The 24,452-nt window shown below is 66.2% G+C and carries 21 protein-coding genes and 5 pseudogenes; 13 read left to right on the forward strand and 13 right to left on the reverse strand.

The window, feature by feature from the left end; translation table 11 throughout:
• Positions 1-8: 8 nt before the first annotated feature.
• Positions 9-838: pseudogene (gene panB / locus AAFL97_RS09205) on the reverse strand (3-methyl-2-oxobutanoate hydroxymethyltransferase).
• Between the two features lie 132 nt (positions 839-970).
• Between panB and AAFL97_RS09210 the strand changes: the two are divergent.
• Positions 971-1,423, forward strand: a complete 453-nt coding sequence (locus AAFL97_RS09210) for an Lrp/AsnC family transcriptional regulator (RefSeq protein WP_341644650.1) — start codon at positions 971-973, stop codon at positions 1,421-1,423.
• Positions 1,424-2,212: 789 nt separating this feature from the next.
• On the opposite strand, the gene AAFL97_RS09215 is transcribed toward AAFL97_RS09210, so the two are convergent.
• Positions 2,213-2,596, reverse strand: coding sequence for an AzlD family protein (locus AAFL97_RS09215; protein ID WP_341647127.1), 384 nt, complete (start codon positions 2,594-2,596; stop codon positions 2,213-2,215).
• 166 nt (positions 2,597-2,762) lie between these two features.
• Positions 2,763-3,323 (reverse strand): annotated as a pseudogene (locus tag AAFL97_RS09220) (AzlC family ABC transporter permease); the annotation flags it as partial.
• A gap of 85 nt (positions 3,324-3,408) precedes the next feature.
• On the opposite strand from AAFL97_RS09220, the gene AAFL97_RS09225 reads away from it, so the two are divergent.
• A complete protein-coding gene (locus AAFL97_RS09225; protein ID WP_341644651.1) occupies positions 3,409-4,104 on the forward strand; it encodes a LysR family transcriptional regulator in 696 nt (231 codons plus the stop codon).
• Between the two features lie 306 nt (positions 4,105-4,410).
• On the opposite strand, the pseudogene metE reads toward AAFL97_RS09225, so the two are convergent.
• Together metE and AAFL97_RS09235 are read right to left on the reverse strand one after the other, a co-directional pair.
• A pseudogene (gene metE / locus AAFL97_RS09230) lies at positions 4,411-5,459 on the reverse strand (5-methyltetrahydropteroyltriglutamate--homocysteine S-methyltransferase).
• A gap of 2 nt (positions 5,460-5,461) precedes the next feature.
• On the reverse strand, positions 5,462-5,806 hold the full coding sequence (locus tag AAFL97_RS09235; RefSeq protein ID WP_341644652.1) for a hypothetical protein: 345 nt from the start codon (positions 5,804-5,806) through the stop codon (positions 5,462-5,464).
• Between AAFL97_RS09235 and AAFL97_RS09240 the strand changes: the two genes are divergently transcribed.
• The 5 genes and pseudogenes from AAFL97_RS09240 to AAFL97_RS09260 all read left to right on the forward strand — a co-directional run bounded on the left by AAFL97_RS09240 (position 5,799) and on the right by AAFL97_RS09260 (position 9,150).
• Positions 5,799-6,062 carry a LysR substrate-binding domain-containing protein gene (locus tag AAFL97_RS09240; protein ID WP_341644653.1) on the forward strand — a complete coding sequence of 88 codons (264 nt, stop codon included), beginning with the start codon at positions 5,799-5,801 and terminating at the stop codon, positions 6,060-6,062. The two genes, AAFL97_RS09235 and AAFL97_RS09240, sit on opposite strands and share 8 nt — an antisense overlap.
• A gap of 209 nt (positions 6,063-6,271) precedes the next feature.
• Positions 6,272-7,348: pseudogene (locus tag AAFL97_RS09245) on the forward strand (ribonucleoside triphosphate reductase); the annotation flags it as partial.
• A 79-nt stretch (positions 7,349-7,427) separates the two neighbouring features.
• Entirely contained in the window at positions 7,428-8,303 is an 876-nt protein-coding gene (gene nrdD / locus AAFL97_RS09250) for an anaerobic ribonucleoside-triphosphate reductase (RefSeq protein ID WP_341644654.1), read from the forward strand.
• Between the two features lie 30 nt (positions 8,304-8,333).
• Complete coding sequence (gene nrdD / locus AAFL97_RS09255) at positions 8,334-8,531, forward strand: anaerobic ribonucleoside-triphosphate reductase (RefSeq protein WP_341644655.1); 198 nt, start codon at positions 8,334-8,336, stop codon at positions 8,529-8,531.
• Positions 8,532-8,544: 13 nt separating this feature from the next.
• On the forward strand, positions 8,545-9,150 hold the full coding sequence (locus AAFL97_RS09260) for an anaerobic ribonucleoside-triphosphate reductase activating protein (protein WP_341644656.1): 606 nt from the start codon (positions 8,545-8,547) through the stop codon (positions 9,148-9,150).
• Between the two features lie 34 nt (positions 9,151-9,184).
• On the opposite strand, the gene AAFL97_RS09265 is transcribed toward AAFL97_RS09260, so the two are convergent.
• Positions 9,185-10,090, reverse strand: coding sequence for an AEC family transporter (locus tag AAFL97_RS09265; protein ID WP_341644657.1), 906 nt, complete (start codon positions 10,088-10,090; stop codon positions 9,185-9,187).
• Between the two features lie 502 nt (positions 10,091-10,592).
• On the opposite strand from AAFL97_RS09265, the gene AAFL97_RS09270 reads away from it, so the two are divergent.
• On the forward strand, positions 10,593-10,814 hold the full coding sequence (locus AAFL97_RS09270) for a hypothetical protein (protein WP_341644658.1): 222 nt from the start codon (positions 10,593-10,595) through the stop codon (positions 10,812-10,814).
• A 73-nt stretch (positions 10,815-10,887) separates the two neighbouring features.
• On the opposite strand, the gene AAFL97_RS09275 is transcribed toward AAFL97_RS09270, so the two are convergent.
• From AAFL97_RS09275 to prpC, 6 genes are all read right to left on the reverse strand, one after another.
• On the reverse strand, positions 10,888-11,472 hold the full coding sequence (locus AAFL97_RS09275; protein WP_341644659.1) for a GntR family transcriptional regulator: 585 nt from the start codon (positions 11,470-11,472) through the stop codon (positions 10,888-10,890).
• Between the two features lie 84 nt (positions 11,473-11,556).
• On the reverse strand, positions 11,557-12,417 hold the full coding sequence (locus tag AAFL97_RS09280; protein ID WP_341644660.1) for an isocitrate lyase/PEP mutase family protein: 861 nt from the start codon (positions 12,415-12,417) through the stop codon (positions 11,557-11,559).
• Positions 12,396-13,652, reverse strand: a complete 1,257-nt coding sequence (gene prpF / locus AAFL97_RS09290; RefSeq protein ID WP_445954481.1) for a 2-methylaconitate cis-trans isomerase PrpF — start codon at positions 13,650-13,652, stop codon at positions 12,396-12,398. Before prpF ends, AAFL97_RS09280 begins: the two co-directional genes overlap by 22 nt.
• Positions 13,653-13,742: 90 nt before the next feature.
• On the reverse strand, positions 13,743-13,880 hold the full coding sequence (locus tag AAFL97_RS09295) for a hypothetical protein (protein ID WP_341644661.1): 138 nt from the start codon (positions 13,878-13,880) through the stop codon (positions 13,743-13,745).
• A 40-nt stretch (positions 13,881-13,920) separates the two neighbouring features.
• A complete protein-coding gene (gene acnD / locus AAFL97_RS09300; RefSeq protein WP_341644662.1) occupies positions 13,921-16,362 on the reverse strand; it encodes a Fe/S-dependent 2-methylisocitrate dehydratase AcnD in 2,442 nt (813 codons plus the stop codon).
• Positions 16,363-16,528: 166 nt separating this feature from the next.
• Positions 16,529-17,686, reverse strand: a complete 1,158-nt coding sequence (gene prpC / locus AAFL97_RS09305) for a bifunctional 2-methylcitrate synthase/citrate synthase (protein WP_341644663.1) — start codon at positions 17,684-17,686, stop codon at positions 16,529-16,531.
• Positions 17,687-18,027: 341 nt separating this feature from the next.
• Between prpC and AAFL97_RS24615 the strand changes: the two are divergent.
• The 5 genes and pseudogenes from AAFL97_RS24615 to AAFL97_RS09330 all read left to right on the forward strand — a co-directional run.
• Positions 18,028-19,053: pseudogene (locus AAFL97_RS24615) on the forward strand (helix-turn-helix domain-containing protein); the annotation flags it as partial.
• Positions 19,054-19,162: 109 nt separating this feature from the next.
• Complete coding sequence (locus AAFL97_RS09315; protein WP_341644665.1) at positions 19,163-19,495, forward strand: short-chain fatty acyl-CoA regulator family protein; 333 nt, start codon at positions 19,163-19,165, stop codon at positions 19,493-19,495.
• Between the two features lie 168 nt (positions 19,496-19,663).
• Positions 19,664-20,146, forward strand: a complete 483-nt coding sequence (locus AAFL97_RS09320; RefSeq protein ID WP_341644666.1) for a peroxiredoxin — start codon at positions 19,664-19,666, stop codon at positions 20,144-20,146.
• Positions 20,136-20,621: an FKBP-type peptidyl-prolyl cis-trans isomerase gene (locus AAFL97_RS09325; protein WP_341644667.1), complete on the forward strand. Its 486-nt coding sequence runs from the start codon at positions 20,136-20,138 to the stop codon at positions 20,619-20,621. Before AAFL97_RS09320 ends, AAFL97_RS09325 begins: the two co-directional genes overlap by 11 nt.
• 92 nt (positions 20,622-20,713) lie before the next feature.
• A complete protein-coding gene (locus AAFL97_RS09330; RefSeq protein WP_341644668.1) occupies positions 20,714-22,774 on the forward strand; it encodes an ABC transporter ATP-binding protein in 2,061 nt (686 codons plus the stop codon).
• Positions 22,775-22,946: 172 nt separating this feature from the next.
• On the opposite strand, the gene AAFL97_RS09335 is transcribed toward AAFL97_RS09330, so the two are convergent.
• On the reverse strand, positions 22,947-24,416 hold the full coding sequence (locus tag AAFL97_RS09335) for a transglycosylase SLT domain-containing protein (RefSeq protein ID WP_341644669.1): 1,470 nt from the start codon (positions 24,414-24,416) through the stop codon (positions 22,947-22,949).
• Positions 24,417-24,452: the final 36 nt, after the last annotated feature.

Consider the following 24,452-nt stretch of genomic DNA (forward strand, 5'->3'; position numbering starts at 1 on the left):
CGCACGGCCTAGAAGCAATGTTCCGGCCCGGGAAAGCTGCCCTCCCGGACCGCCTGGACATAGGCCCGGATCGCCCCCTTGATGCCCGACTGTCCTTCCATGAAGTTGCGCACGAAGCGCGCTTTGCGCCCCGGAAAGACACCCAGCATGTCGTGCATCACGAGCACCTGGCCGAACAGTCCGGTCCGGCGCCGATGCCGATGGTCGGGATGGAGAGCAGTTCCGTGACTTCATGACCCAGCCCGGCGGGAATCGCCTCCAGCAGCATCATGGACGCTCCTGCATCCTGCAAAGCCAGCGCGTCCGCCTTGATCCGCTCCGCATCGTCCTGCGTCCTGCCTTGCACCCGGAAGCCCCCGAGTCGATGCACGTATTGGGGCGTCAGGCCGATGTGTGCAAAAACCGGCACGCCACGCTCGCACAGGAAACGCACGGTATCGGCCAGCCACGCGCCACCTTCGAGCTTGACCATCTGCGCACCGGCCTGCATCAGCTTCACCGCATTGTCGTAAGCCGCCTGTGGCGTCGCATAGGTTCCAAACGGCAGGTCGGCGACGAGGAAGGCACGTTCGTTTCCATGTGCCACACAAGCGGTGTGGTAGGCCATGTGCTCGAGCGTGACGGGCAAGGTCGTCGATTGCCCCTGGACCACGTTCCCGAGCGAATCGCCGACCAACAGCACATCGACGCCGCATCGGTCCATCAGCGCGGCAAAGCTCGAATCGTATGCAGTGAGCACGGTGATTTTTTCGCCTGCGCTCCGCATGTCGAACAGCGATTGAATCGTGACGGCCTTGGTACGCCGGATGGAGTTAGTTGATTGCAGGTATCCCGTCATGGCGGTTTCTCTATTGATAGCCGGTCGGCATGAGCGCGGCGAGCGCGGACATCACACCAGAATATCCATCCAGCCCCGGGATTTTTTCCCTTAATTTCATCCGGTCAGTAATGAGTTGGAAGATTTTCCACAATGGATCGAATCGACAAGAAAATTCTTGCGGAGCTGCAACGTGATGGCCGTCTGTCGGTGACCGATCTGGCCGAGCGCGTCGGCCTCAGCCTGTCACCGTGTCATCGCCGGGTTCGAGCGCTGGAGGAAGCGGGTGTGATCCAGGGCTATCGCGCCCAGCTCAACCCCGGCGCCCTGGAACTGAACTTCTCGGCCATGGTCTTCGTGACGCTCAGGGAAGGAAACCGCCAGGCGGTCGCCGCGTTCGAAGCCGCCGTGCTGGATATCCCGCAGATCATCGAAGCCCAGCGCCTGTTCGGCGAACCCGACTACCTGCTGCACGTCGTGGCGCACGATCTGCCGGCCTTTCAGCGCCTCTACGACGAACACCTCAGCGCGTTGCCCAACGTCCAGCGGCTGACATCGACGCTGGTGATGAAGCGGGTCGTCCAGGATAGGGGGCTGCCGTTGTAGTTCGATCTCAGGACGATACGCGACCGACCTTGAAATGCCTGACGAACCGGAGCATGGCTCCTCCGACGCCAACGCTCAGTAGCGTGGCGCCGATGTAAACGGCAATGATCGGAAGGTGCTCCAGCCCGACGGCGACGGCCATGAAGAACGCCCCGAAGGCAGGGGAGCCCAGAACAACGCCTTTGGTCATGACAGCGGATGCGTTGCTCCCATCGTGCAAATGGGAAAAAACCACCAGGATCAGCACGAACACTGGAAAAGGAGCGATCAGCCCACTGAGCTGTGGCCCCAGTCGGGCGCTGATGAGCGTGATGGCCAGCACAAAGCACCCGGCGACGAGCATCCGTGCCGGCAACTCCCACCACGGTGCCGTGCGGCCGGGTGTGTTTCCTGGCGGCTTCGGGAAGAACCAGAGCAACACCACCAGGCCAAAGGCGAACAAGGCCACCGCTCCCGCCAACGACCAATGAAACTGGTTCCAGACAAAGGTTGCGACCAGGAAGCCCAAAACGCCGCACACTGCGCTGATCCACGCTCCCCAGCGTGCTGCTGCCAAGGCGTACACAAAGCAGAAGATGCAGGTCGATATCTGTCCGACGAGATTGGCAACGGCGGCCTGGCGGGCAAAATCCGCGCCCTGTTCCAGAGCAGTGAAGACCGAGATCGGTCCAGTCAGGAGCGGGATGCCCATCATGAGGCCTCCTAAGGCAGGTCCGAAACGACGGGCCAGCAAGGTGACGAAAAGGATCAGCAAGGGCGCCGCGGAAAGTTTGAACAGCGCAATGGTCGTCACGATGTACCTGGAAGAAACTGCCGGAACAAGGCTGCCGTGACGATGCCGGCTGTGATCGCGGGCAGGGGTTTCTTCAGCAGCAGCATCGTCGCGGCGGTGGCCAGCAGCGCCAGCCGCGCGCCGCTGTCGCCATTCACCGCCAGCGGCGCCACGAGCGCCACCAGCACCGAGCCGGACATGGCGCTGATGAACTGCTGAACCCTGCGGCCGATGGGCACGAAGGACATGACGAAGATCCCGCCCCAGCGGGTGGCCAGCGTCACCACCGCCATGACCAGGATGACGGCCAGCGTGCCGATGGCCGATGTCTCGATGTTCTGGCTTTTTCTCCATCCAGATTGCGCCCAGCATGCCGCCTGCCAATGCGCCGACGACGACATGGCTGTTCTCCGGCAGATACCGGTAGGCCAGCAGCGACGAGCCGGCTGCCACGGTCCATATCGCGAGCATGCGCAGGTTCTTCTGTCCGCCGATCGCCATCGCCAGCATGAAACAGCCCATCACCATGTCCAGGCCCAGACTCATCGGATCGTGAATGGCGCTGCCGAAATGGAGGCCCAGCCAGGAACCCAGTATCCAGGCCAGCCAGAGGGCGATGCCGCCGCCGAACAACAGCCCCATGCCCGATTCGCCACGTCCGAATGCCTGCATGGACATGGCCCAGCTGGCATCGGTGACGACGAGCATCATGCCGTAGCGTCTTGCCGGCGGCAGATGACGAAGCCAGGGATAAAGCGTGGCGCCCATCAGCAGGTGGCGGGCGTTGACGGCGAAGACCGTGATGGCCAGCGGGATCAGCGGCACTTGCGCGCCCCACAGATCCAGCGCGGCGAACTGCGACGCGCCGGCAAAAACCAGCGTGCTCATGATGACGATCGAGGTGCCATCGAGCCCCGACTGCGTCGCTGCAAGGCCGAACGCCAGGCCAAAAACGACGACGAAGAGGGAGATCGGCAGCAACTGCTTGAAGCCGGACCACAGCTCATGGCGATCGAGTTCGTATGCTCTTGCAGCATTGCTCGTCAAAACCGGACCTCCTTCACCTTTGCCTCCAGCAAAAACATGGATTGCGTGCGATGGCCAACAGCTGGCCGGAAGTGCATGCAAGCGGGAAGGATGAGTCAGACAGTGGGTGACGAAAAGCGCATAATTTTGCTATCTACCATCCGTAAATCGAATAATTCAGTGCGCCATGAACTACCCGGATCTGCAGGTCGATTGGCTCAAGTGCTTCGTCGCGGTCGTGGATGCTGGCTCGTTGTCCAGTGCTGCGCCGGAGCTGCATCGCTCGCAGTCGGCAGTGAGCATGCAGCTCAAGAAGCTGGAAGCCGCGGTGGGGCGGCAACTGCTGGTGCGTGGCCCGCGGCAGCATCAACTGACGCCCGACGGGCAGGTTCTGCTGGGCTACGCGCGGCGCATTCTCGATCTGCATGCGGAGGCGCAGACGGCCTTTCATGGCGAGGAGCTGGCAGGCCGCGTCCGGCTGGGGGTTCCGGATGACTACGCCGCCACCTACCTGACGCCCGTCCTCAAACGCTTCGCACCGAGACACGGCAACGTGGAGATCGAACTGGATTGCGAGCAATCGACATCCCTGATTCCCCGGGTCGAAAAGGGCGAGCTGGATCTGGCGCTGATTTCGCGGGATCACGCCCGGCGTGGCACCTTGCTGTTCCACGAGCCGATGGTGTGGGTGGGTTCGCCCCAGTTCGACGCCTGGCGGCGTGATCCGCTGCCCATCGCAGTCTATGAACACACCAGTCTGGCGAAACGCAGCGCGATCAATTCCTGGGCCTGCAGGGGCGCCGCTACAGGGTGGTCTACAACAGCTCGAGCCTGGCGGGGCAGATCGCCGCCGTCGAGAGCGGGCTGGCCGTCGCCGTGCTGACCCTCTGCAGTGCACCGCCCCACCTGGAAATCCTCGGCAGCGCGCATGGGCTGGGGCCGCTGGAACCGATGGAAGTGTCGGTATACCGGAGCAGGGCGTCACGCGGCTCGAAGGCCGTGGATAGCCTTCATGAACTGCTGATCAGGACGCTCAGAATTTCCGAATCAGCCTGAGCTCCTGTCGGTTCGAGGGCAGGTGGCCCGTGCCGCCGACGTTGAAAGAACAGGGTTCAGGAACCCCCGCCGCCATGGCGACAGGGGGCTCAACTGAAGTACGGCAGGGCCTGGCCCCTGAGGAAGTGGCTGTTCAGGCGGCGCGCAATGCCTTTGCCGCTTCCACCATGTTGGCCAGCGCCGGAATGACCTCTCCCCACTGGCGGGTCTTCAGGCCGCAGTCGGGATTGACCCACAGGCGCTCGGCCGGGATGCGCTCGGCGGCCTTCTTCATCAGATCGACGATGTGCGTGGTGCTCGGGATGTTCGGCGAATGGATGTCATACACGCCGGGCCCGATCTCGTTCGGGTACTTGAAGTCGTCGAAGGCATCGAGCAGCTCCATGTCCGAGCGCGAGGTCTCGATGGTGATCACGTCGGCGTCCATGCCGGCGATGGACTCGATGATGTCGTTGAACTCCGAGTAGCACATGTGGGTGTGGATCTGGGTTTCGTCGCGCACGCCGTTGGCGGTGATGCGGAAGCATTCGACCGCCCAGCCGAGGTAGTCCTTCCACTGCGAACGGCGCAGCGGCAGGCCTTCGCGCAACGCGGCTTCGTCGATCTGGATCACGCGCACGCCGGCTTTTTCCAGGTCCAGCACTTCCTCGCGGATCGCCAGCGCAAGCTGCTTGCACGACTCGGCGCGCGGCTGGTCGTCGCGCACGAAGGACCAGTTCAGGATGGTCACCGGGCCGGTCAGCATGCCCTTCATCGGCTTGTGTGTGAGCGACTGCGCGTACTTGGTCCCTCCACCGTCATCGGCCGCGGGCGGCTGATGTCGCCGAACAGGATGGGCGGCTTGACGCAGCGTGAGCCGTAGGACTGCACCCAGCCGAACTGGCTGAAGGCGTAGCCGTCGAGCTGCTCGCCGAAATATTCGACCATGTCGTTGCGCTCGGCCTCGCCGTGCACCAGCACGTCCAGGCCCAGCTTCTCCTGTTCGCGCACGCTGCGCTCGATCTCGGCCTGCATGGCCTGGCGGTAGGCCGTGGCGCCGATGCGGCCGGCCTTGTAGTCGGCGCGTGCCTGGCGGATTTCCGCGGTCTGCGGGAAGGAGCCGATGGTGGTGGTGGGGAACTTGGGCAGCTTCAGCAGCGCGGCCTGCTTGGGCGCGCGCCGCGCATAGCTGCTCTCGCGCATGCCTAGATGGGGCACGATGCGGGCCACTGCGTCGCGTACCTTGGGGTTGTGCACCGGGGCGAGCTGCGGCGGGCGTCCAGGTCGGCCTTGTTGGCCGCCAGTTCGCCGGCGACGGCCGCGCGGCCGTCGCGCAGCGCGGTGGCAAGCAGCTTCAGTTCGTCGAGTTTCTGCAGCGCGAAGGCGAGCCAGGATTTGAGTTCGGGGTCCAGCTTCTGCTCGCCGGCGAGATCCACCGGCACGTGCAGCAGCGAGCACGAGGGCGCGAGCCACAGGCGATCGCCCAGACGTTCGGCGATCGGCTCCAGCCAGTCGAGCACTGCCGTCAGGTCGGTCTTCCAGATGAGCATTTCGCCGAAGCGCCACAAACCGATCGAAACCACCGACATCATGCTGCAGATGGTCGCCAGCGGCCGCGGCGTGGCGGCGCTGCCGCGCTGGCTGGTGGAGGAGAACGCCGAGCGCTTCGGCGTGCTGCCGGTGAAGCTGGGGCCGCAGGGCGTGGACAAGCAGATCTTCCTGGGCTATCGCGAGGCGGACGGCGACATCGATTACCTGCGCGCCTTCATCGAGATGGCGTGCAGACATCGTGATATGGCGAGGTAATGTGTGCCTGTCGTCATCCCCGCCTTCACGGGCATGACGGTATTGCTTGCCGATGCTGGAGAAATCCAGACCGCGATTACCGGCACGGCTGCATAGGGTTAAACCCTGCCAAAAGACCTGAATGAGCCCTCTTATTGATGCATGTCAAATCAACATATAGTTGTTTGAATGAAAAATTCAACTACATTTAGTGCATCAAGGGGACGGAAATGCAGAACCCGCCCGAACCCGCCAGCGCGCTCGGCGCACGCAAGGTGATCAAGCGCGACGGCCGTCGCACCGCTTTCGATGCCGGCAAGATCCGTTCCGCGCTGTGCCGTGCGGGCCGGGCCAGCGGCGAATACGGCGACGACGAAGCGGTCCGTCTCACCGAACGGGTGCTGCGCGTGCTCGCCCATCGCTTCGGCAATCAGGCGGTCGGCATCGAGCAGATCCAGGACGTGGTCGAGGAAACGCTGATCGCCGACGGCCTCGCCGCCACCGCGCGCGCCTACATCGTCTACCGCGAACGGCACGCGGCGCTGCGCGGCGAGCGCAAGGTGCAGGTCGATGTCGAAAGCTCGGTCAACGAATACCTCACCCGCGCCGACTGGCGGGTCAATGCCAACGCCAACCAGGGCTATTCGCTCGGCGGGCTGATCCTCAACGTCTCCGGCAAGGTCACCGCCAACTACTGGTTGTCGCACGTCTATTCGCCCGAGGCCGGCGCCGCGCACCGCGAGGGCGACATCCACATCCACGACCTCGACATGCTGTCCGGCTACTGCGCCGGCTGGTCGCTGCGCACGCTGCTGCACGAAGGCCTGAACGGCGTGCCGGGCAAGGTCGAGGCCGGGCCGCCGAGGCACATGTCGAGCGCGGTGGGGCAGATCGTGAATTTCCTCGGCACCATGCAGAACGAATGGGCGGGGGCGCAGGCCTTCTCGTCCTTCGATACCTACATGGCGCCCTTCGTGCGCAAGGACGGCATGCGTTACGAGGAAGTGCGCCAGCACATCCAGGAACTGATCTACAACCTCAACGTGCCCTCGCGCTGGGGCACGCAGACGCCCTTCACCAACCTGACCTTCGACTGGACCTGCCCGGACGACCTGAAGGAGCAGATTCCGATCATCGCCGGCGAGGAGATGCCTTTCGCCTATGGCGAACTGCAGGCCGAGATGGACATGATCAACCGCGCCTACATCGAGGTCATGTCGGCCGGCGATGCCAAGGGCAGGGTGTTCACCTTCCCGATCCCGACCTACAACATCACCCCGGATTTTCCGTGGGAGTCGGACAACGCCGCGCTGCTGTTCGACATGACGGCCAAGTACGGGCTGCCGTACTTCCAGAACTTCGTGGAACTCGGAACTGCAGCCCAACATGGTGCGCTCGATGTGCTGCCGGCTGCAGCTCGACCTGCGCGAACTGCTCAAGCGCGGCAACGGCCTGTTCGGCAGCGCCGAGCAGACCGGCAGCCTGGGCGTGGTCACGGTGAATTGCGCGCGCCTGGGTCATCTGCACCGCGGCGACGAGGCCGGCCTGTTCGCCCGCCTGGACCGCCTGCTGGAAATCGGCCGCGACAGCCTGGAAGTCAAGCGCAAGCTGATCCAGCGCCTGATCGACCAGGGCCTGTTCCCCTACACCAAGCGCTACCTCGGCACGCTGCGCAACCACTTCTCCACGCTGGGCGTGAACGGCATCAACGAGATGATCCGCAACTTCAGCGCGGACACCGAGGACGTCACCACCGAATGGGGCCACGCCTTCGCCGTGCGCCTGCTCGACCACGTGCGTGTGCGCATGACCGCCTTCCAGGAAGAAACTGGCCACCTGTACAACCTCGAAGCGACCCCGGCGGAAGGCACGACCTACCGCTTCGCCCGCGAGGACAAGAAACGCTGGCCGGACATCCTGCAGGCCGGCACCACCGAGCAGCCGTACTACACCAACTCCTCGCAACTGCCTGCCGGCTTCACCGACGACCCCTTCGAGGCCCTGGCCCGGCAGGAGGCGCTGCAGCGCAAATACACCGGCGGCACCGTGCTGCACCTCTACATGGGCGAGCGCCTGTCCAGCGGCGAAGCCTGCAAACGGCTGGTACGGCGCGCGCTGGAGAACTTCCGCCTGCCCTACATCACCGTGACGCCGACCTTCTCGATCTGCCCGGCGCACGGCTACCTGGCCGGCGAACACGTCTTCTGCCCGAAATGCGACGAAGAGCGCCTCGCCGCCAAGCGGGCGCGGCTCGCGGCCTGACATCCCATTTTTTTCCACAAGGAGCACACCATGAACATGCACACCGCCACCGAAACCCGCCATCTCGCCGACACCGTCACCCTCAGCGACGACGAGCGCCAGCCCTGCGAAGTCTGGACCCGCGTCATGGGCTACCACCGCCCGGTCGCCAGCTTCAATACCGGCAAGAAAGGCGAGCATGCCGAACGCCGCTTCTTCGCCGAAAACCGCTGCGGCCTCGCCGGCTGAAGCGGGCGCCCCCATGTCCGGCCTGCGCGTCGGCGGCTTCGTGCCGCTGACCACCATCGACTTTCCCGGCCGGCTGGCCGCCGTGGTGTTCTGCCAGGGCTGCCCGTGGCGCTGCAGCTACTGCCACAACCCGCAGCTGATTCCTGCGGGGGCGGAGGCGGAGCGCCCATGGCAGGCGGTGCTGGACTTCCTCGCACGCCGCCGCGGCCTGCTCGACGGCGTGGTCTTCTCCGGCGGCGAACCGACCCTGCAGGCGGCGCTGCCTCAGGCCTTGCGCGACGTGTGCGCGCTCGGCTTCGAGACCGCACTGCACACCGCCGGCATGTATCCCGAGCGCCTTGCCGCGGTGCTGCCGCTGCTCGATTGGGTGGGACTGGACATCAAGGGCCCGGCCGAACACTACGACGCGATCACCGCCACCCCCGGCAGCGCAACTGCCGTGCAGCGTTCGCTGGCGCTGCTGCTGGCCAGCGGCGTCGACCACGAATGCCGCACCACCTGGCATGCCGGCCTGTTCGGCAAGGCCGAACTCGACCGCCTCGGCGCCGAGCTCGGCCGGCGCGGCGTCCGGCGCTGGAAGGTTCAGCCCTGCAGTATGGATGGGTTGAGGTCTGCCTGATCAGCAGGAGCGTTCGGCCGGCGCCTTACGGCAGCTAGTCGAGGTATTTCAGGCTGAGCGGCACGGTCAGCAGCGCCAGCATGGTCTGCGTCGTGATCATGGTCGCCATCAACTGCGCGTCGCCGCCCATCTGGCGGGCCATGATGTAGGCATTGGGTGCGGTCGGCAGCGCGCAGTAGAAGCAGGCCGCCAGCGCCAGCGGCGTGGGCAGCCCCAGCACGCGGCACAGCACCGCGGCGGCGAGGGGCATGGCGATCAGCTTGAGCGCCGCGGTGACGGCGAGGGCGACGGGCCGCAGGCCCTCGCGCGTGAACACCAGACCGCCCCCGACGCATATCAGCCCCAGGCAAAGGGCCGAACGGCCGATGATGTCCAACGTGCTGGCCATCGTTGCCGGCAGCGGCAAGCCGGCCTCGCTCCACGCCATCCCGGCCGCCACGGACAGGATGATGGGGTTCCTCAGCAGGGTCAGCGCGATCGTGCGCAGACTGCGCTTTCGCCCGCTCCACCACGACAGCGCCACCACCGCCACCACATTCACGGCGGGCAGGCACAAGGCCAGTGCCAGCAATACCAGGCTGGCCGTATGGGGTTCGAAAAACAGCGCCGAGACGGCGACGCCGAAATAGGTGTTCGGCCGCACCGCGCCCTGGATCACCGAGGAGCGCGCGGCATCGGGCAGGGCCGAAGCGCGCCGCAGCCCCACCATGGTCAGCACCAGGATCAGGGCGGTCGGTGCCAGCGTCGCCAGGGCGAGCAGGCCGACCTCGCCGCCCTGGAAATCCAGCTTGGCGGTGGCGAGAAACAGCATCGCCGGGAAGGCGACGTTGTACGAGAAGCGCTCGACGACGGGAAAGAACTCCGCCGACATCCACTGGTAGCGGCGAATCGCCACGCCCAGCAGGATGATCAGGAATACCGGGACGATGGAGCTCAGCATGCGGGTTTTGCCTCGGTACCGGGCCGCGCCATGCGTTCGGCATCATGAAGGGTGGAAGGGCGGATGCGGAGCAGAGGATGATCCGGGCCGCTGCTGGCAGGCGGGAGTGGGGTTTCAGGCATGGAACGGAAGGAAAGGTCCGGGTGGAACGAGTCGCCCGGAGCGAGTGCGAAAAATGGCTGCGACCGTGCCGGCCGTAGCCGGCGCTGACGCGGGATGTGACGACCGGAGCGATGGTAATCAAATCATCCCCGTGTTCAAAATCACGCAGCACGAGATCGACGTGGCTGCGGCTTTCTTGATCGTCCGAAGGGTTCGGTTGCATTGACGCCGGCCTTCGCCCCGGCTTGATGGTGGTCAATACGCCGTAACCGTGCAGCGCGCTGTCGGTCATCTACCAGCCGGACGGCAGCTTCAAGCGCTATCTGGTGCTGCCGCACAACCCGGATACGGTGCTGGTCGATAGTTCCTGGCCGATCAGAAGCCCGAACTGATCGATACCGTGTTCGACTTCAGCGAGGCTGTCGGCCTGCCGACGACGCTGGCGGACATCGGCCTGGGCGGCGTCGGCGACGAGCAACTGTTGATCGCTGCGACTGCGGCGAGTGCACCGGGCGAGACGATCCACAACGAGCCGGCCGAGATCACGCCGCAGCGAGTGCTGGCGGCGCTGAAGGTGGCGGATGCCGAAGGGCGGCGGCGCAAGGCTTTGCGCGGTGTCTGACAAGGGGAGAGGGGGGCGGCCGGGCGCGGCTTGCCGTGTCCGGCCGGTTTTGCTCTGAGCCGCAGCCGGATGTTCAGGCCGCCAGCGGCACGGCCGCTGCGGTGTGCGCCCCTTGCCGACGCATGTCGGCATAGCTGCGCCATGCATGTCCGGCCTGTGCTTCGTCATGCCGCGAGAGGGCGGCATGCAGGGATGGGGCGATGCGGGTGAAGCATTCGGCGTCGCGATCGCCGAAAGCAGGTCCAAGCGCCAGCCTGAGCTTTTCGCGCAGGCGGTTGGCAGCGTCGGCGGCATAGCGGTTGCCGGCGCTTTCGAACAGGAGCGCATAGTCCATCGGGCCGTCGGCCGGGCCGCGGTGGGCGGCTTCGCGCACGGCCCAGGCTTCCAGCAGCTCGATTACGCCGAACAGCGCATGCACGTCGTTGTGGGAGAACTCGGCCACGCAGCAGCCCCGACGCGGCTCCATCGCCACCAGGCCCTCGTGGGCCAGCACTTTCAATGCTTCGCGTACCGGCGTGCGGCTGACGCCATAGCCGCGCGCCAGGGCGATTTCATCCAGTGCGGCACCGGGCGGCAGTTCGTGGGCGAAGATGCGTTCGCGCAGCGAGTCGCCGATGGCTTCGTAGAGCGCCCGGGGGCGCAGCAGATCGTCGTGCATGGGTGTGCTCTTCCGTATGCTGGCACGTTCCGTGCGGCCGCATCAGATGCTGGCCCCATTCCCGGGACGCAGAGGGGGTCTTGCTCAGGTGTAGCGCTTTTCCAGCGCGTCCCACTCGGCCTTGCCGACCAGGCGCTGGCGCTCGGCGAAAGGCGTGACCAGGCCGCTCGATTCCTTGACTTCCTTTTCGTCGCGCAGCACGGTCAGCGCCTTCTGCATGCCGGCCACTGCACCCTGCAGCGCGGCGTTGGCGTACAGCACGAAGCCGTAGCCCAGCTCGCCGAGTTCGGTGGCGTTGAAGATCGGCGTCTTGCCGCCGATCACCATGTTCATCAGCTGCGGTCTGGCGAGGCGCTGCGGCAGCGCGCGCACTTCCTCTTCCCTGGTCACGGCTTCGACGAACAGGATGTCGGCGCCGGCTTCGGCGAATTTCTGCGCGCGCTCGATAGCGGCTTCGAAGCCATGCACGGCGGCGGCGTCGGTGCGGGCCATGATGAGGAAATCGGGGTCGCGGCGGGCATCGGCGGCGGCCTTGATCTTGCCGACGGCTTCCTCGGTGCCGATCACGTCCTTGCCGTTGAAGTGGCCGCAGCGCTTGGGCGCGACCTGGTCTTCGAGCTGGATGCAGTCGGCGCCGGCGCGTTCCAGCGTGCGCACGGTGTGATAGACGTTGACCGCGTTGCCGAAGCCGGTGTCGGCATCGACCAGCAGCGGCAGTTCGACTGCGTCGCGGATGCGGGCGGTGTGGTCGGCGATCTCGGCCAGGCCCATGAAGCCCTGGTCGGGCATGCCGAACCACATGTTGGTGACGCCGGCACCGGTGATATAGATGGCTTCGAAGCCGAGATCGGCGATCACGCGGGCAGACAGGGCGTTGAATGCGCCCGGCACGATCACGCCGCGCTTGGCTTCGGCGAGGGTTCTCAGTTTCTTTCGGGTGGACATGAAGTCTCCTTGATTGTCGGGGGAATCAGAATGCGTCGCCGGGCACGCGCACCCAGCCTTCCATCAGCACGCGCGCGCTGCGGCTCATGATGGCCTTGGTGACCGTCCATTGGCCGTCGACCAGCCTGGCCTGGGCGCCGACGCGCAGGCTGCCGGAGGGGGTGGCCGAAACGGACCGCCTCGCGCTCGCCGCCGCCGGCGGCGAGATTGACCAGCGTGCCGGGAACGGCGGCGGCGGTGCCGATGGCGACCGCGGCGGTACCCATCATGGCGTGGTGCAGCTTGCCCATCGACAGCGCCCGCACCAGCAGGTCGACCTCGCCGGCCGCGATGGTCTTGCCGCTGGAGGCGGTGTAGTCCTTGGGCGGGGAGACGAAGGCGATCTTGGGCGTGTGCTGGCGGGTGGCCGCTTCTTCCGGGGTCTTGATCAGGCTCATGCGCAGCGCGCCGGCGATGCGGATCTGCTCGAAGCGGGCGAGCGCTTCGGGGCTGCCGTTGATGTCCTCGCGCAGCTCGGTGCCCTTGTAGCCGATGTCCTCGGCATTGACGAACACGGTGGGAATGCCGGCGTTGATCATCGTCGCCTTGAGGGTGCCCGCTTTTGCCACACTCTCCGGGACTTCGAGGTCGTCGACCAGCTTGCCGGTGGGGAACATCGAACCGCCCCCATCACCCTTGGCGCCGTCGTCCGACGGGTCGAGGAATTCCAGCACGATCTCGGCGGCCGGGAAAGTCACGCCGTCCAGCTCGAAGTCGCCGGTTTCCTGCACCTGGCCGTTGCTGACCGGCACGTGGGCGATGATGGTCTTGCCGATGTTGGCCTGCCAGATGCGCACCACGCAGATACCGTTTGCGGGAATGCGTGCCGGGTCGACAAGCCCCGCGTGGATGGCGAAGGCGCCTGCGGCAGTGGACAGGTTTCCGCAGTTGCCGGACCAATCCACGAAGGGCTTGTCGATCGAGACCTGGCCGTACAGGTAATCCACGTCGTGCTCCGGCCGGCTGCTCTTGGACAGGATCACGCACTTGCTGGTGCTGGAGGTGGCGCCGCCCATGCCGTCGATGTGCGCGGCGTAGGGATCGGGGCTGCCGATCACGCGCATGAACAGCTTGTCGCGGGCCTCGCCCGGCGTCCGGCAGCGTTCGGGCAGGTCCTGCAGGCGGAAGAACACGCCTTTGCTGGTGCCGCCGCGCATGTAGGTGGCGGGAATCTTGACTTGCGCTGCGTGGGCCATGGTCGGGACTCCTGTCCGGCCGCCGGATGTGACGGCGGCGCTGTGGTTATGAATGCGCGGGAAGCACAGGGCTTCCCGCTTGCTGCCTGCTCAGACCGTTCCGGCGAGGAAGTCCTTGGCGAAGCGCTGCAGCACGCCGCCGGCTTCGTAGACCGAAACTTCCTCGTCCGAATCCAGCCGGCAGATGACGGGCACGCGCTGAGTTTCGCCGTTGCGGCGGTGGATCACCAGCGTCAGCTCGGCACGCGGCTGCAGTTCGCCTTCGACGTCATAGGTTTCGGTGCCGTCGAGTTGCAGCGTCAGGCCGTTGGCGCCCGGCGAACTCCAGCGGCAGCACGCCCATGCCGATCAGGTTGGTGCGATGGATGCGTTCGAAGCCTTCGGCCACCACCGTCTCCACGCCGGCGAGGCGTACGCCCTTGGCGGCCCAGTCGCGGCTGGAGCCCTGGCCGTAGTCGGCGCCGGCGATGATGATCAGCGGCTGGCGGCGGTTCAGGTAGGTCTCGATCGCTTCCCACATGCGCATGACCTGGCCTTCCGGTTCGACGCGCGCCAGCGAGCCGCGCTTGATCTGGCCGTCGACCACGGCCATTTCATTGACCAGTTGCGGGTTGGCAAAAGTCGCGCGCATCGCGGTCAGGTGGTCGCCGCGGTGGGTGGCGTAGGAGTTGAAGTCCTCTTCCGGCAGGCCCATCTTCGCCAGGTATTCGCCTGCGGCCGAATCCGCCAGGATGGCGTTGGACGGCGACAGGTGGTCGGTGGTGATGTTGTCCGGCAGGATCGCCAGCGGGCGCATGCCTTTCAGCGTGCGCGGATTGGCGGCCAGCGCGCCGACGCCTTCGGTGTCCCAGTAGGGCGGGCGGCGGATGTAGGTCGACATCGGGCGCCAGTCGTACTGCGGCGACACGCGTTCGCCGTCGTCGCGGCGGATGGCGAACATCGGCTCATACACGGCGCGGAACTGCTCGGGCTTGACCGCCTTGGTCACGATCTCGTCGATTTCCTCGTCGCTCGGCCAGATGTCCTTCAGCCGGATCGGATTGCCATCGACGACGGCAAGCACGTCCTGCTCGATGTCGAAGCGCACCGTGCCGGCGATCGCGTAGGCCACCACCAGCGGCGGCGAGGCCAGGAAAGCCTGCTTGGCGTAGGGGTGGATGCGGCCGTCGAAGTTGCGGTTGCCCGACAGCACGGCGGTGGCGTAGAGGTCGCGGGCTATGATTTCCTGCTGGATCTTTGGGTCGAGCGCGCCGCTCATGCCATTGCAGGTGGTGCAGGCGAAGGCGACGATGCCGAAGCCGAGCTTCTCCAGGTCGCCCAGCAGGCCGGCTTCCTTCAGGTACAGTTCGACCGCCTTGGAGCCGGGCGCCAGCGAGGACTTGACCCAGGGCTTGCGCGTCAGGCCGAACCTGTTGGCGTTGCGCGCCAGTAGTGCGGCGGCGATGACGTTGCGCGGGTTGCTGGTGTTGGTGCAGGAGGTGATCGCGGCGATGATCACCGCGCCGTCGGGCATCAGGCCCTGGGCTTCTTCTTCCTTGCCGGCGGCCAGCTTGGCGGGGTCGGCAATGCCGCGTTCCTGCAGCGCGGACACCGGCAGGCGGCGGTGCGGATTCGACGGGCCGGCCATGTTGCGCACCACGGTGGACAGATCGAACGTCAGCACGCGCTCGTACTCGGCGGTTTGCAGCGCGCTGCTCCAGATGCCGGCCTGTTTGGCATAGGTTTCCACCAGCCTGACCTGTTCCGGGCTGCGGTCGGTCAGCTTCAGGTAGGCGATGGTCTGCTGGTCGATGAAGAACAGCGCGGCGGTGGCGCCGTACTCCGGGCACATGTTGGAGATCGTCGAGCGGTCGCCGATCGACAGGCTGTCGGAGCCTTCGCCGAAGAATTCGACGTAGGCGCCGACGACTTTCTCCTTGCGCAGGAATTCGGTCAGCGCCAGCGCGATGTCGGTAGCGGTGATGCCGGGCTGGCGCCTGCTGGTCAGCTCGACGCCGACGATGTCGGGCAGGCGCATCCACGACGCGCGGCCGAGCATCACGTTCTCGGCTTCCAGGCCGCCGACGCCGACGGCGATCACGCCCAGCGCATCGACGTGCGGGGTGTGGCTGTCGGTGCCGACACAGGTGTCGGGGAAGGCGACGCCGTCCTGCACATACACGACGGGCGACATCTTCTCCAGATTGATCTGGTGCATGATGCCGTTGCCCGCCGGGATCACATCGACGTTGGCGAAGGCCTTCTTCGTCCATTCGATGAAGTGGAAGCGGTCCTCGTTGCGGCGATCCTCGATCTCGCGGTTCTTGCGGAAGGCGTCGGGGTCGTAGCCGCCGCATTCCACCGCCAGCGAGTGGTCGACGATCAACTGCACCGGCACCACCGGGTTCACCGCCGCCGGGTCGCCGCCTTCCTTGGCGATGGCGTCGCGCAGGCCGGCGAGGTCGACCAGCGCGGTCTGGCCGAGAATGTCGTGGCAGACCACGCGCACCGGGAACCAGGGGAAGTCGATCTCGCGCTTGCGCTCGATCAACTGCGAAAGACAGGTCTCGATGATGGCCGGATCGGCCTTGCGCACGATGTTCTCGGCATGGATGCGGGCGGTGTACGGCAGCTTGTCCCAGGCACCGGGCTGGATGGCATCGACCGCTGCGCGGGCGTCGAAATAGTCCAGAGAAGTGCCGGGCAGGGGTTTGCGATGGGCTGTATTCATGAGTGCGGGGCGGCCGGGGCCGGCTCGAAAGAAGTTGCGAGCGTCGATGCGGACGAAAAGGGCGCGGCGGGCAGTCCGCCGCACGCGCCGGGGCGCCGTATGTGGCGGCCGTGTTGCCTTGACAGGAGGGAGACCACGGCCGCCACGGCGCTCGGTGGTGCGCTCCTCAGTGGCGTGACTCGAGGGGCACGAAGGGCTGGTCGTCGGGGCCGACGTAGTTGGCGCTCGGACGGATGATCTTGTTGTCGATGCGCTGCTCGATGATGTGCGCCGCCCAGCCGCTGCTGCGGGCGATGACGAACAGCGGGGTGAACATCGCCGTCGGCACGCCCATCATGTGGTAGCTGACCGCGCTGAACCAGTCGAGGTTGGGGAACATCTGCTTCACTTCCCACATTACCTGTTCCAGGCGCTCGGCGATGTCGTACATCTTGGTCGAGCCGGCTTCATCCGACAGACGCTTGGCGACACCCTTGATGACCACGTTGCGCGGGTCGCTGATGGTGTAGACCGGGTGGCCGAAGCCGATCACGACTTCCTTGTCGTCGACGCGGCGGCGGATGTCGGCCGCGGCCTCGTCCGGGTTGTCGTAGCGCTTCTGGATCTCGAACGCCACCTCGTTGGCGCCGCCGTGCTTGGGACCGCGCAGCGCACCGATGGCGCCGGCGATCGCCGAATACATGTCGCTGCCGGTGCCGGCGATGACGCGGGCGGTGAAGGTCGAGGCGTTGAACTCGTGCTCGGCGTACAGGTTCAGCGAGGTGTGCATCGCGCGCACCCAGCTTGCCGGCGGCGTTTCGCCGTGCAGCAGGTGCAGGAAGTGAGCACCGATCGAGTCGTCGTCGGTCTCGACTTCGATGCGCTGGCCCTTGGTCGACCAGTGATACCAGTACAGCAGCATCGAGCCGAGCGAAGCCAGCAGGCGGTCGGCGATGTCGCGCGCGCCGGGGGTGTTGTGGTCGTCCTTCTCCGGCAGCACACAGCCGAGCGCCGACACGCCGGTGCGCATCACGTCCATCGGGTGGGCGGAGGCGGGCAGGCGCTCGAGCGCTTCCTTGACGCTGGCAGGCAGGCCGCGCATGGCCTTCAGCTTTGCCTTGTAGGCGCGCAGTTCGGCCTTGGTCGGCAGCTTGCCATGCACCAGCAGGTGGGCGACTTCCTCGAATTCGCACTGTTCGGCGAGGTCGAGGATGTCGTAGCCGCGGTAGTGCAGGTCGTTGCCGCTTCTGCCGACGGTGCATAAGGCGGTGTTGCCGGCAGTGACGCCGGACAGGGCGACCGACTTCTTCGCCTTCGGCGCGGTCTCGGTGGTAGCGATGCTCATGCAGGTCTCCTTCGATGGAAAGGCACGGGCGGGAGGGTCGCCGGTGTCGATGGAGCGCACTATACGCAGCGAGAAAATTGCGTAAATGACTGAAAAGGCGAGGTTTTGCGAAGCGATACGAGTGAATTTGCAAAACCTGCGAAGGTCTTGGCCGGTCACTGCCGCGGCTGGAGGCGTTCTGAGGCGAATGGTGTGGTTCGACGATGATTTGCAAAAATATGCAGTAAAAAAGTAATATAAGCTATTGATTTTGTGTATTTTTGTGAATTTATCAGACCTGGTTTGCGAATTTTGCGAATCAACGGAGCCTTGTTATCGGAGCCAGCATGAAAAAGACCTTCATGGGCGCGCGTCTGCGCCGGCTGCGCGAAGAGCGCGGACTGACCCAGGTGGCGCTGGCGCGGGCGCTGGAGATTTCGCCCAGCTACTTGAATCAGATCGAACAGAACCAGCGTCCGCTCACCGTGCAGGTGCTGCTGAAGATCAGCGCTGCACTGGACGTGGATGTGCAGCGCTTTTCCGATGACGACGAGGCTCGGCTGATCACCGACCTGCGCGAAGTGCTCGGCAGCGGCGCGCTCGGCGCGATGCTGGACGAACCGGTGTCGCTGGCCGACATCCGCGAGCTGGCCGCCGGCATGCCTGCCATCGGCCGCGCCCTGATCGCGCTCGACCGGCGCTGCCGGGAGGCCGAGGAGCGTGTCGATGCGCTTGCCACCCGCCTGGGTGAGGATCGCGGCGCGGTCGTCGGTGCGCCACCGATGCCGTACGAGGAAGTGCGCGATTTCTTCTACGCCCGGCACAACCACGTCGCCGAACTGGATGATTTCGCCGAGCGCTTGTTCGATGCCTGGTCGCTGCAGCCGGGCGACGTCGCTGCCGGGCTGGCGGCGCGGCTGGCGAACGTGCATGGCGTGCGCGTGGTGCGCGACGACGCCGGCTTTGGCGAAGAGGGCCACGAGGACGGCCCGCTGCGTGCGTTCGATCCGGTGGCGCGCGTGCTGAGCCTGTCGCCGCTGCTCGAACCCGGCCAGCAGGCTTTCCAGATGGCGACCCAGCTCGCTTTTCTGGAGGCGGGGGAGGACATCGACCGCATCGCCGCCGAGGCGCCGTTCCGCAGCGACGAGGCCAGGGTGTTGGCGCGCATCGGCCTGGCCAACTACTTCGCCGGCGCACTGGTGCTGCCCTACGGCCGCTTCCTGGCCGCGGCGGAGAAGCTGCGCTACGACATCGACCGCCTCGGCCGGCGCTTCGGCGTCGGCTTCGAGACCGTCTGCCACCGCCTGTCGACGCTGCAGCGGCCGGATGCGCGCGGCGTGCCTTTCTTCTTCGTGCGGGTGGATCGCGCCGGCAACATTTCCAAGCGCCAGTCGGCGACCGATTTCCACTTCTCCCGCGTCGGCGGCACCTGTCCGCTTTGGAACGTCCTACGAAGCCTTCGCGCGGCCGGGCCACATCCTGACCCAGCTCGCCGCGATGCCCGATGGCCGCACTTATTTGTGGATCGCGCGCTGCGTGTCGCACAGCCGCGGCGGCTACGGCGTGCCGGAAAAGAGCTTCGCCATCGGCCTGGGCTGCGATCTGCGCCACGCTTCGCGCCTGGTCTACGCCAAGGGGCTCAAGCTCGACGACCCCGAGGCGCCGACGCCGATCGGCGCCGGCTGCAAGGTGTGCGAACGCCCCTCCTGTCCGCAGCGGGCCTTTCCGCCGGTGGGTGGCGGCCTGGCGATCGACGAGAACCGCAGCCGCTTCGAGCCTTATGCCGCGGTGGCACGCAGCGGCGTGCGCAGGGCACAGGTGCGCGGATAGTGGAACTTGTTTGTGGCCGGACGCCGCGTGCGCATCTATTATTCCGCTTACAGAAAAACAGAAAGGGAGTGAGCCATGTTGGTCCAGCCCCACCCGGAATCCCAGCCCGGCCCCGGTAGAGTTCGCCGGGGGTCTCGGCTAGAATCCGCCTCACGTCAGGGAGAGCCCATGCTGCAAAGCGGAGACACAGCCCCCCCGTTTTCCTTGCCCGATGCGGACATGGAAGCCTTCGATCTCGCATCCTTGCAGGGCAAGCATCATGTGGTCCTTTATTTCTATCCTCGCGACCGGACGCCGGGCTGCACGCTGCAGGCGGCCGATTTCAGCGATCACGAGGACGATTTTGCCCGCCACGGCTGCGTCGTGGTCGGCGTGAGTCCCGACGATTGCCTGACGCACGCCGACTTCCGCGACGAGGAGGGCCTGTCGATCCGGCTGCTGTCGGATGCCGACAAGGAGGTCTGTCGCCTGTACGGTGTGTGGCAGCAGAAGGAAGTCGATGGCATCAAGAAGATGGGCGTGCGGCGCTCGACCTTCATCATCGACAAACGGGGCGTGATCCGCCATGCGCTCTATGATGTAGCACCCCGTGGCCATGCGGCCGCGGTTTTTGAACTGGTCAAGAAACTGGAAGCCGACAATGCAGAATGAAATCGTGAAAAATAGCGTCGTGACGCTCAACTACACCGTCCGCGACACGGATGGCGCCGTCATCGACGATGGCCAGCACCCGCTGGTGTATCTGCACGGCGGATACGACGGCATCTTCCCGGTGCTGGAAGAAACCCTGCACGGCAAGAAGGTCGGTGAAAGCTTCCAGGTCAAGCTGCAGCCGGAAGACGCTTTCGGCGACTACGACGAGGAACTGATCCTGGTCGAGGATGCCAAGCTGTTCCCGGACAACATCGAAGTCGGCATGAGCTTCGAGCGCACCTCCGACGACGGCGAGGACGACATCATCTACCGCATCACCGACATCGCCGACGGCAAGGTCGTGGTCGATGGCAACCATCCGCTGGCCGGCGTTGCGCTGGTGTTCGAGGTCACCGTCGCCGAAGTGCGCGCCGCCACCGCCGAGGAAATCTCCCACGGCCACGTCCATGGCGCCGGCGGACATCACCACTGATCGTGCCCAGGCCGCGCAAGCGGCCTTTTTTCAGCCTCTTTTCTGTTGCGCTCCGGGGCTGCCGCAGCTCCGGACATAGCCGGACGCCAGCAATGAACCTTTCCGCGCCAGCCGCGGCTTCTCCCGGCGGCGCCGTTCCGCTCCTGTCCGTCTCCGGGCTCGCCGTCGCCATCGACCGCGGTGGCGCCGTCGCGGCGCGGCCGGTCGACGGCGTGGATCTGGCGATCGCCGCGGGCGAGACCTTCGCGTTGCTCGGCGAGTCGGGCTGCGGCAAATCGATGACCGCGCTCGCGCTGACGCGGCTGCTGCCCGACGGCGGCCGCATCGAGCGCGGCGAGATCCGCCTGGGCGGCGAAGACCTGCTGCGCCTGCCGGAGTCGGCGATGCGCAGCGTGCGCGGCGGGCGCATCGGCATGATCTTCCAGGAGCCCTCGACCAGCCTGAATCCGGTGATGACGGTCGGCGCCCAGATCGCCGAGGCGCTGACGCAGCATGGGGTGAATGGCGCGCGGGCCGAAGCGGAAGCCTGTCGCCTGCTCGAGGCGGTCGGCATTCCCGATCCGGCACGGCGGCTGCGCGACTTTCCGTTCCAGTTCTCCGGCGGCATGAAGCAGCGGGTGATGATCGCGATGGCGCTCGCCGGGCAGCCGCAACTGCTGATCGCCGACGAGCCGACGACGGCGCTCGACGTCACGATCCAGGCCCAGGTGCTGGACCTGCTGGTGAAGATCCAGGCCGAGCGCGGCATGGGCATGCTGCTGATCACGCACGATCTCGGCGTGGTGGCGCGCATGGCGCACCAGGTCGGCGTGATGTACGCGGGCGAACTGGTCGAGACCGGGCCGCGTGAAGCCTTTTTCCACGCACCGCTGCATCCGTACTCGCGCAAGCTGTTCGCCGCCTTGCCGGGCGCGGCGAAGCGGGGCGCGCCGCTGGATGCGCCCAGCGGCGCCGTGCCGACGCTGGACCGGGATTTTCCGGGCTGCCGCTTCGCCGAACGCTGCGCGCTGGCCTTCGATCGCTGCGACGACGAATCGCCGGCCTGGCACCGCATCGGCGAGCAGGCGGTGCGCTGCCATCTGTACGAAGGCGTGGCCGTGCCGCATCACCGGCGTGGCGGCGCGCAGCCGGAGGCCGCGCCATGGCGGGCGCGCCCGGCTGCGCCGGTGCTGGAAGTGCAGGATCTCAGCGTCCATTTCCCGGTGCGCAAAGGCCTGCTGCGGCGTACGGTCGGGCATGTCCGCGCGGTCGATGGCGTCAGCCTGAGTCTCGCGCCCGGACGCACGCTGGCGCTGGTCGGCGAATCGGGCTGTGGCAAGACCACGGTCGGCAAGGCGGCGCTGAAGCTGATCGAGCCGACCGCCGGCGAGCTTTTCCTCGGCGGCGAGAACATCACCGCGCACCGCGGCGAAGCGCTGAGGGCCATGCGCCGGGTGGTGCAGATGGTGTTCCAGGATCCGTTCGCCTCGCTCAATCCGCGCATGCGCGTCGGCGACATCATCGAGGAAGGCATGGTCAGCCTCGGCGTCGAAGCCGACCCGAACGCCCGCCGCGCACGCGTCGATGAACTGCTCGAACGCGTCGGCCTGTCGGCCGACATGCGCTGGCGCTATCCCCACGAGTTTTCCGGCGGCCAGCGCCAGCGCATCGCGGTGGCCCGCGCGCTCGCGGTATCCCCCGAGGTGATCATCTGCGACGAGCCGACCAGCGCGCTCGACGTCTCGGTGCAGGCGCAACTGCTGAACCTGATGCGCGAGCTGCAGGCCGAGCGCGGCCTGGCCTACCTGTTCATCACCCACAACCTCGCGGTGGTCGAATACCTGGCCGACGACGTGGCGGTGATGTACCTGGGCCGCATCGTCGAGCAGGGGCCGGCCGACAAGGTGCTGCGCGCGCCGGCCCATCCCTATACGCGGGCCTTGCTCGCCGCGGTGCCGAGGATCGGAGAGGAATACAGGGAAATGAGCGGCAAGGGTGGCGATGCTGCGCCGCTTGCGAGCGACCTGCCTTCGCCGCTGAACCCGCCGGCGGGCTGCCACTTCCATCCGCGCTGCCCGCACGCGACCGAGGTCTGCCGCATCAGCTACCCGCCGGAGACCGAGTTCGGCCAGGGCCACCGTTTCCGCTGCCACTGGCCGCGCCTGGGGGATTGAGCGGGGCAGGCTGGCGGCGAGATGAGGCAGGCCGCATCGGTCGATGCCGAAGGCGAAATCCGCCACCTCGAGAAGGAGCGCAGCGATGTCGGGTTTGCTGCGCTAGCTGCGCGGCCCGACCTACGCGGCTCGACCTCCGCGGCTCGACCTCCGCGGCCCGACCCATCCACACCTAGTTCCTGGCGGGCGTCTGGGCCTTGGCGGCGGGTTTGCTTGCCTGCTTCGGCGCCGCCGGCTTGGCGGTGGTCTTCCCGGTGCTCTTCGCCTTGCTGGTTTGGGGCGCCTTTTTCGCAGCAGGCTTCGAAGCCTTCTTGGGGGCTGCTTTCGGTGCGGCCTTCTTTGCGCCCGGCTTCGCCGGGGCCGCGGCCTTCTTCGAGCCGCCCGCCGTTGTGCGCACGGCGGCAGGTGCCTTGAGCCCGCCTCCCGAACCGCCGATCTTCAAGCCCTGCTGGCGTGCCGCTGCAGCGGCGAAGGGCAGCATGCTGCTGACCTGCAAGGCGCCGTCCGGATCGATGCCGCTGGGCACCAGCAGGGTGTGTCCTGCGCTCACGGCATTGCCGGAGAGACCGTTGATCTGGCGCAGCTCGGTCACGCTCAGATCATGCCGGGCGGCGATCTGCTCCAGCCGCTCGCCCTTTTCGACGGTGTGCAGACTCCAGCCCTTGCCGCTGCGCTTCAATTCGTCCAGACCTTCGCGCAATTGGCGCGCACGATCGGTGGGGACGATGAAGGCCTGGCCCGGCATCGTCGTCACCGGGCGGTTGAAGCCGGGATTCAGCGCGAGGAATTCGTCGAGCGGCATGCCCGACAGTATCGCCGCGGTGGCGAGGTCGACGCCGATCGGCGCATCGACCGAAACGAAGTGCATCTCGTTGGCGACGTAGGGCAGTTCGAAATGGAACAGCTCCGGCTCGGAGACGATGTTCTTGATCGCCTGCAGCTTGGGCACGTAGTTGCGCGTTTCGTCCGGCATGCGCAGATGGCTGTACTCCAGCGGCAGGCCTTCCTCGGCATTGCGCTTCAGCGCACGCTGCACCGAGCCTTCGCCCCAGTTGTAGGAGGCCAGCGCCAGATGCCAGTCGCCGTGCATCTCGTAGATGTACTGCAGGTAGTCGAGTGCGGCATTGGTCGAGGCGATGACGTCGCGCCGCTCGTCCACCCAGTTGTCCTGGGTCAGGTTGTACTGCTTGCCGGTGGACGGGATGAACTGCCACAGGCCGGACGCATGGGCACGGGAATAGGCGAGCGGGTTGTAGCTGCTCTCGACCATCGGCAGCAGCGCCAGCTCGGTGGGCATGCCGCGGCGTTCGAGTTCGTCGACGATGTAGTACAGGTAGCGGCCGCCGCGCGAGAACACCTGCTTCAGGAAGCCCGGCCGGTTCAGGTAGAAGGCCTGCTGGTCGCCGACGCGCTCGCTGTCGAGGTCGGGCATGCCGAAGCCGCGGCGGATGCGGTCCCAGATATCGTTGGCGTCGCGGGTCAGGTCGAGCGTGAGCACGCGCTCGGGCACGGCGATTTCGTCGATTTCGAGCGGAGCGGGCGCCGCCTGCTGGGCAAGCGCAGGCCTGCCGATGGCGAGCAGCCCGATGCAGGCAAGATTGGCAAGGAAAATGGAGAAGCGGGCGGCGAACTGTCTGGGCATGATCGTGCGACTGCCTTGTGCCGCGGACGATGGGGC

Source organism: Thauera sp. SDU_THAU2 (genome assembly GCF_038260575.1).
Lineage (GTDB): Bacteria > Pseudomonadota > Gammaproteobacteria > Burkholderiales > Rhodocyclaceae > Thauera.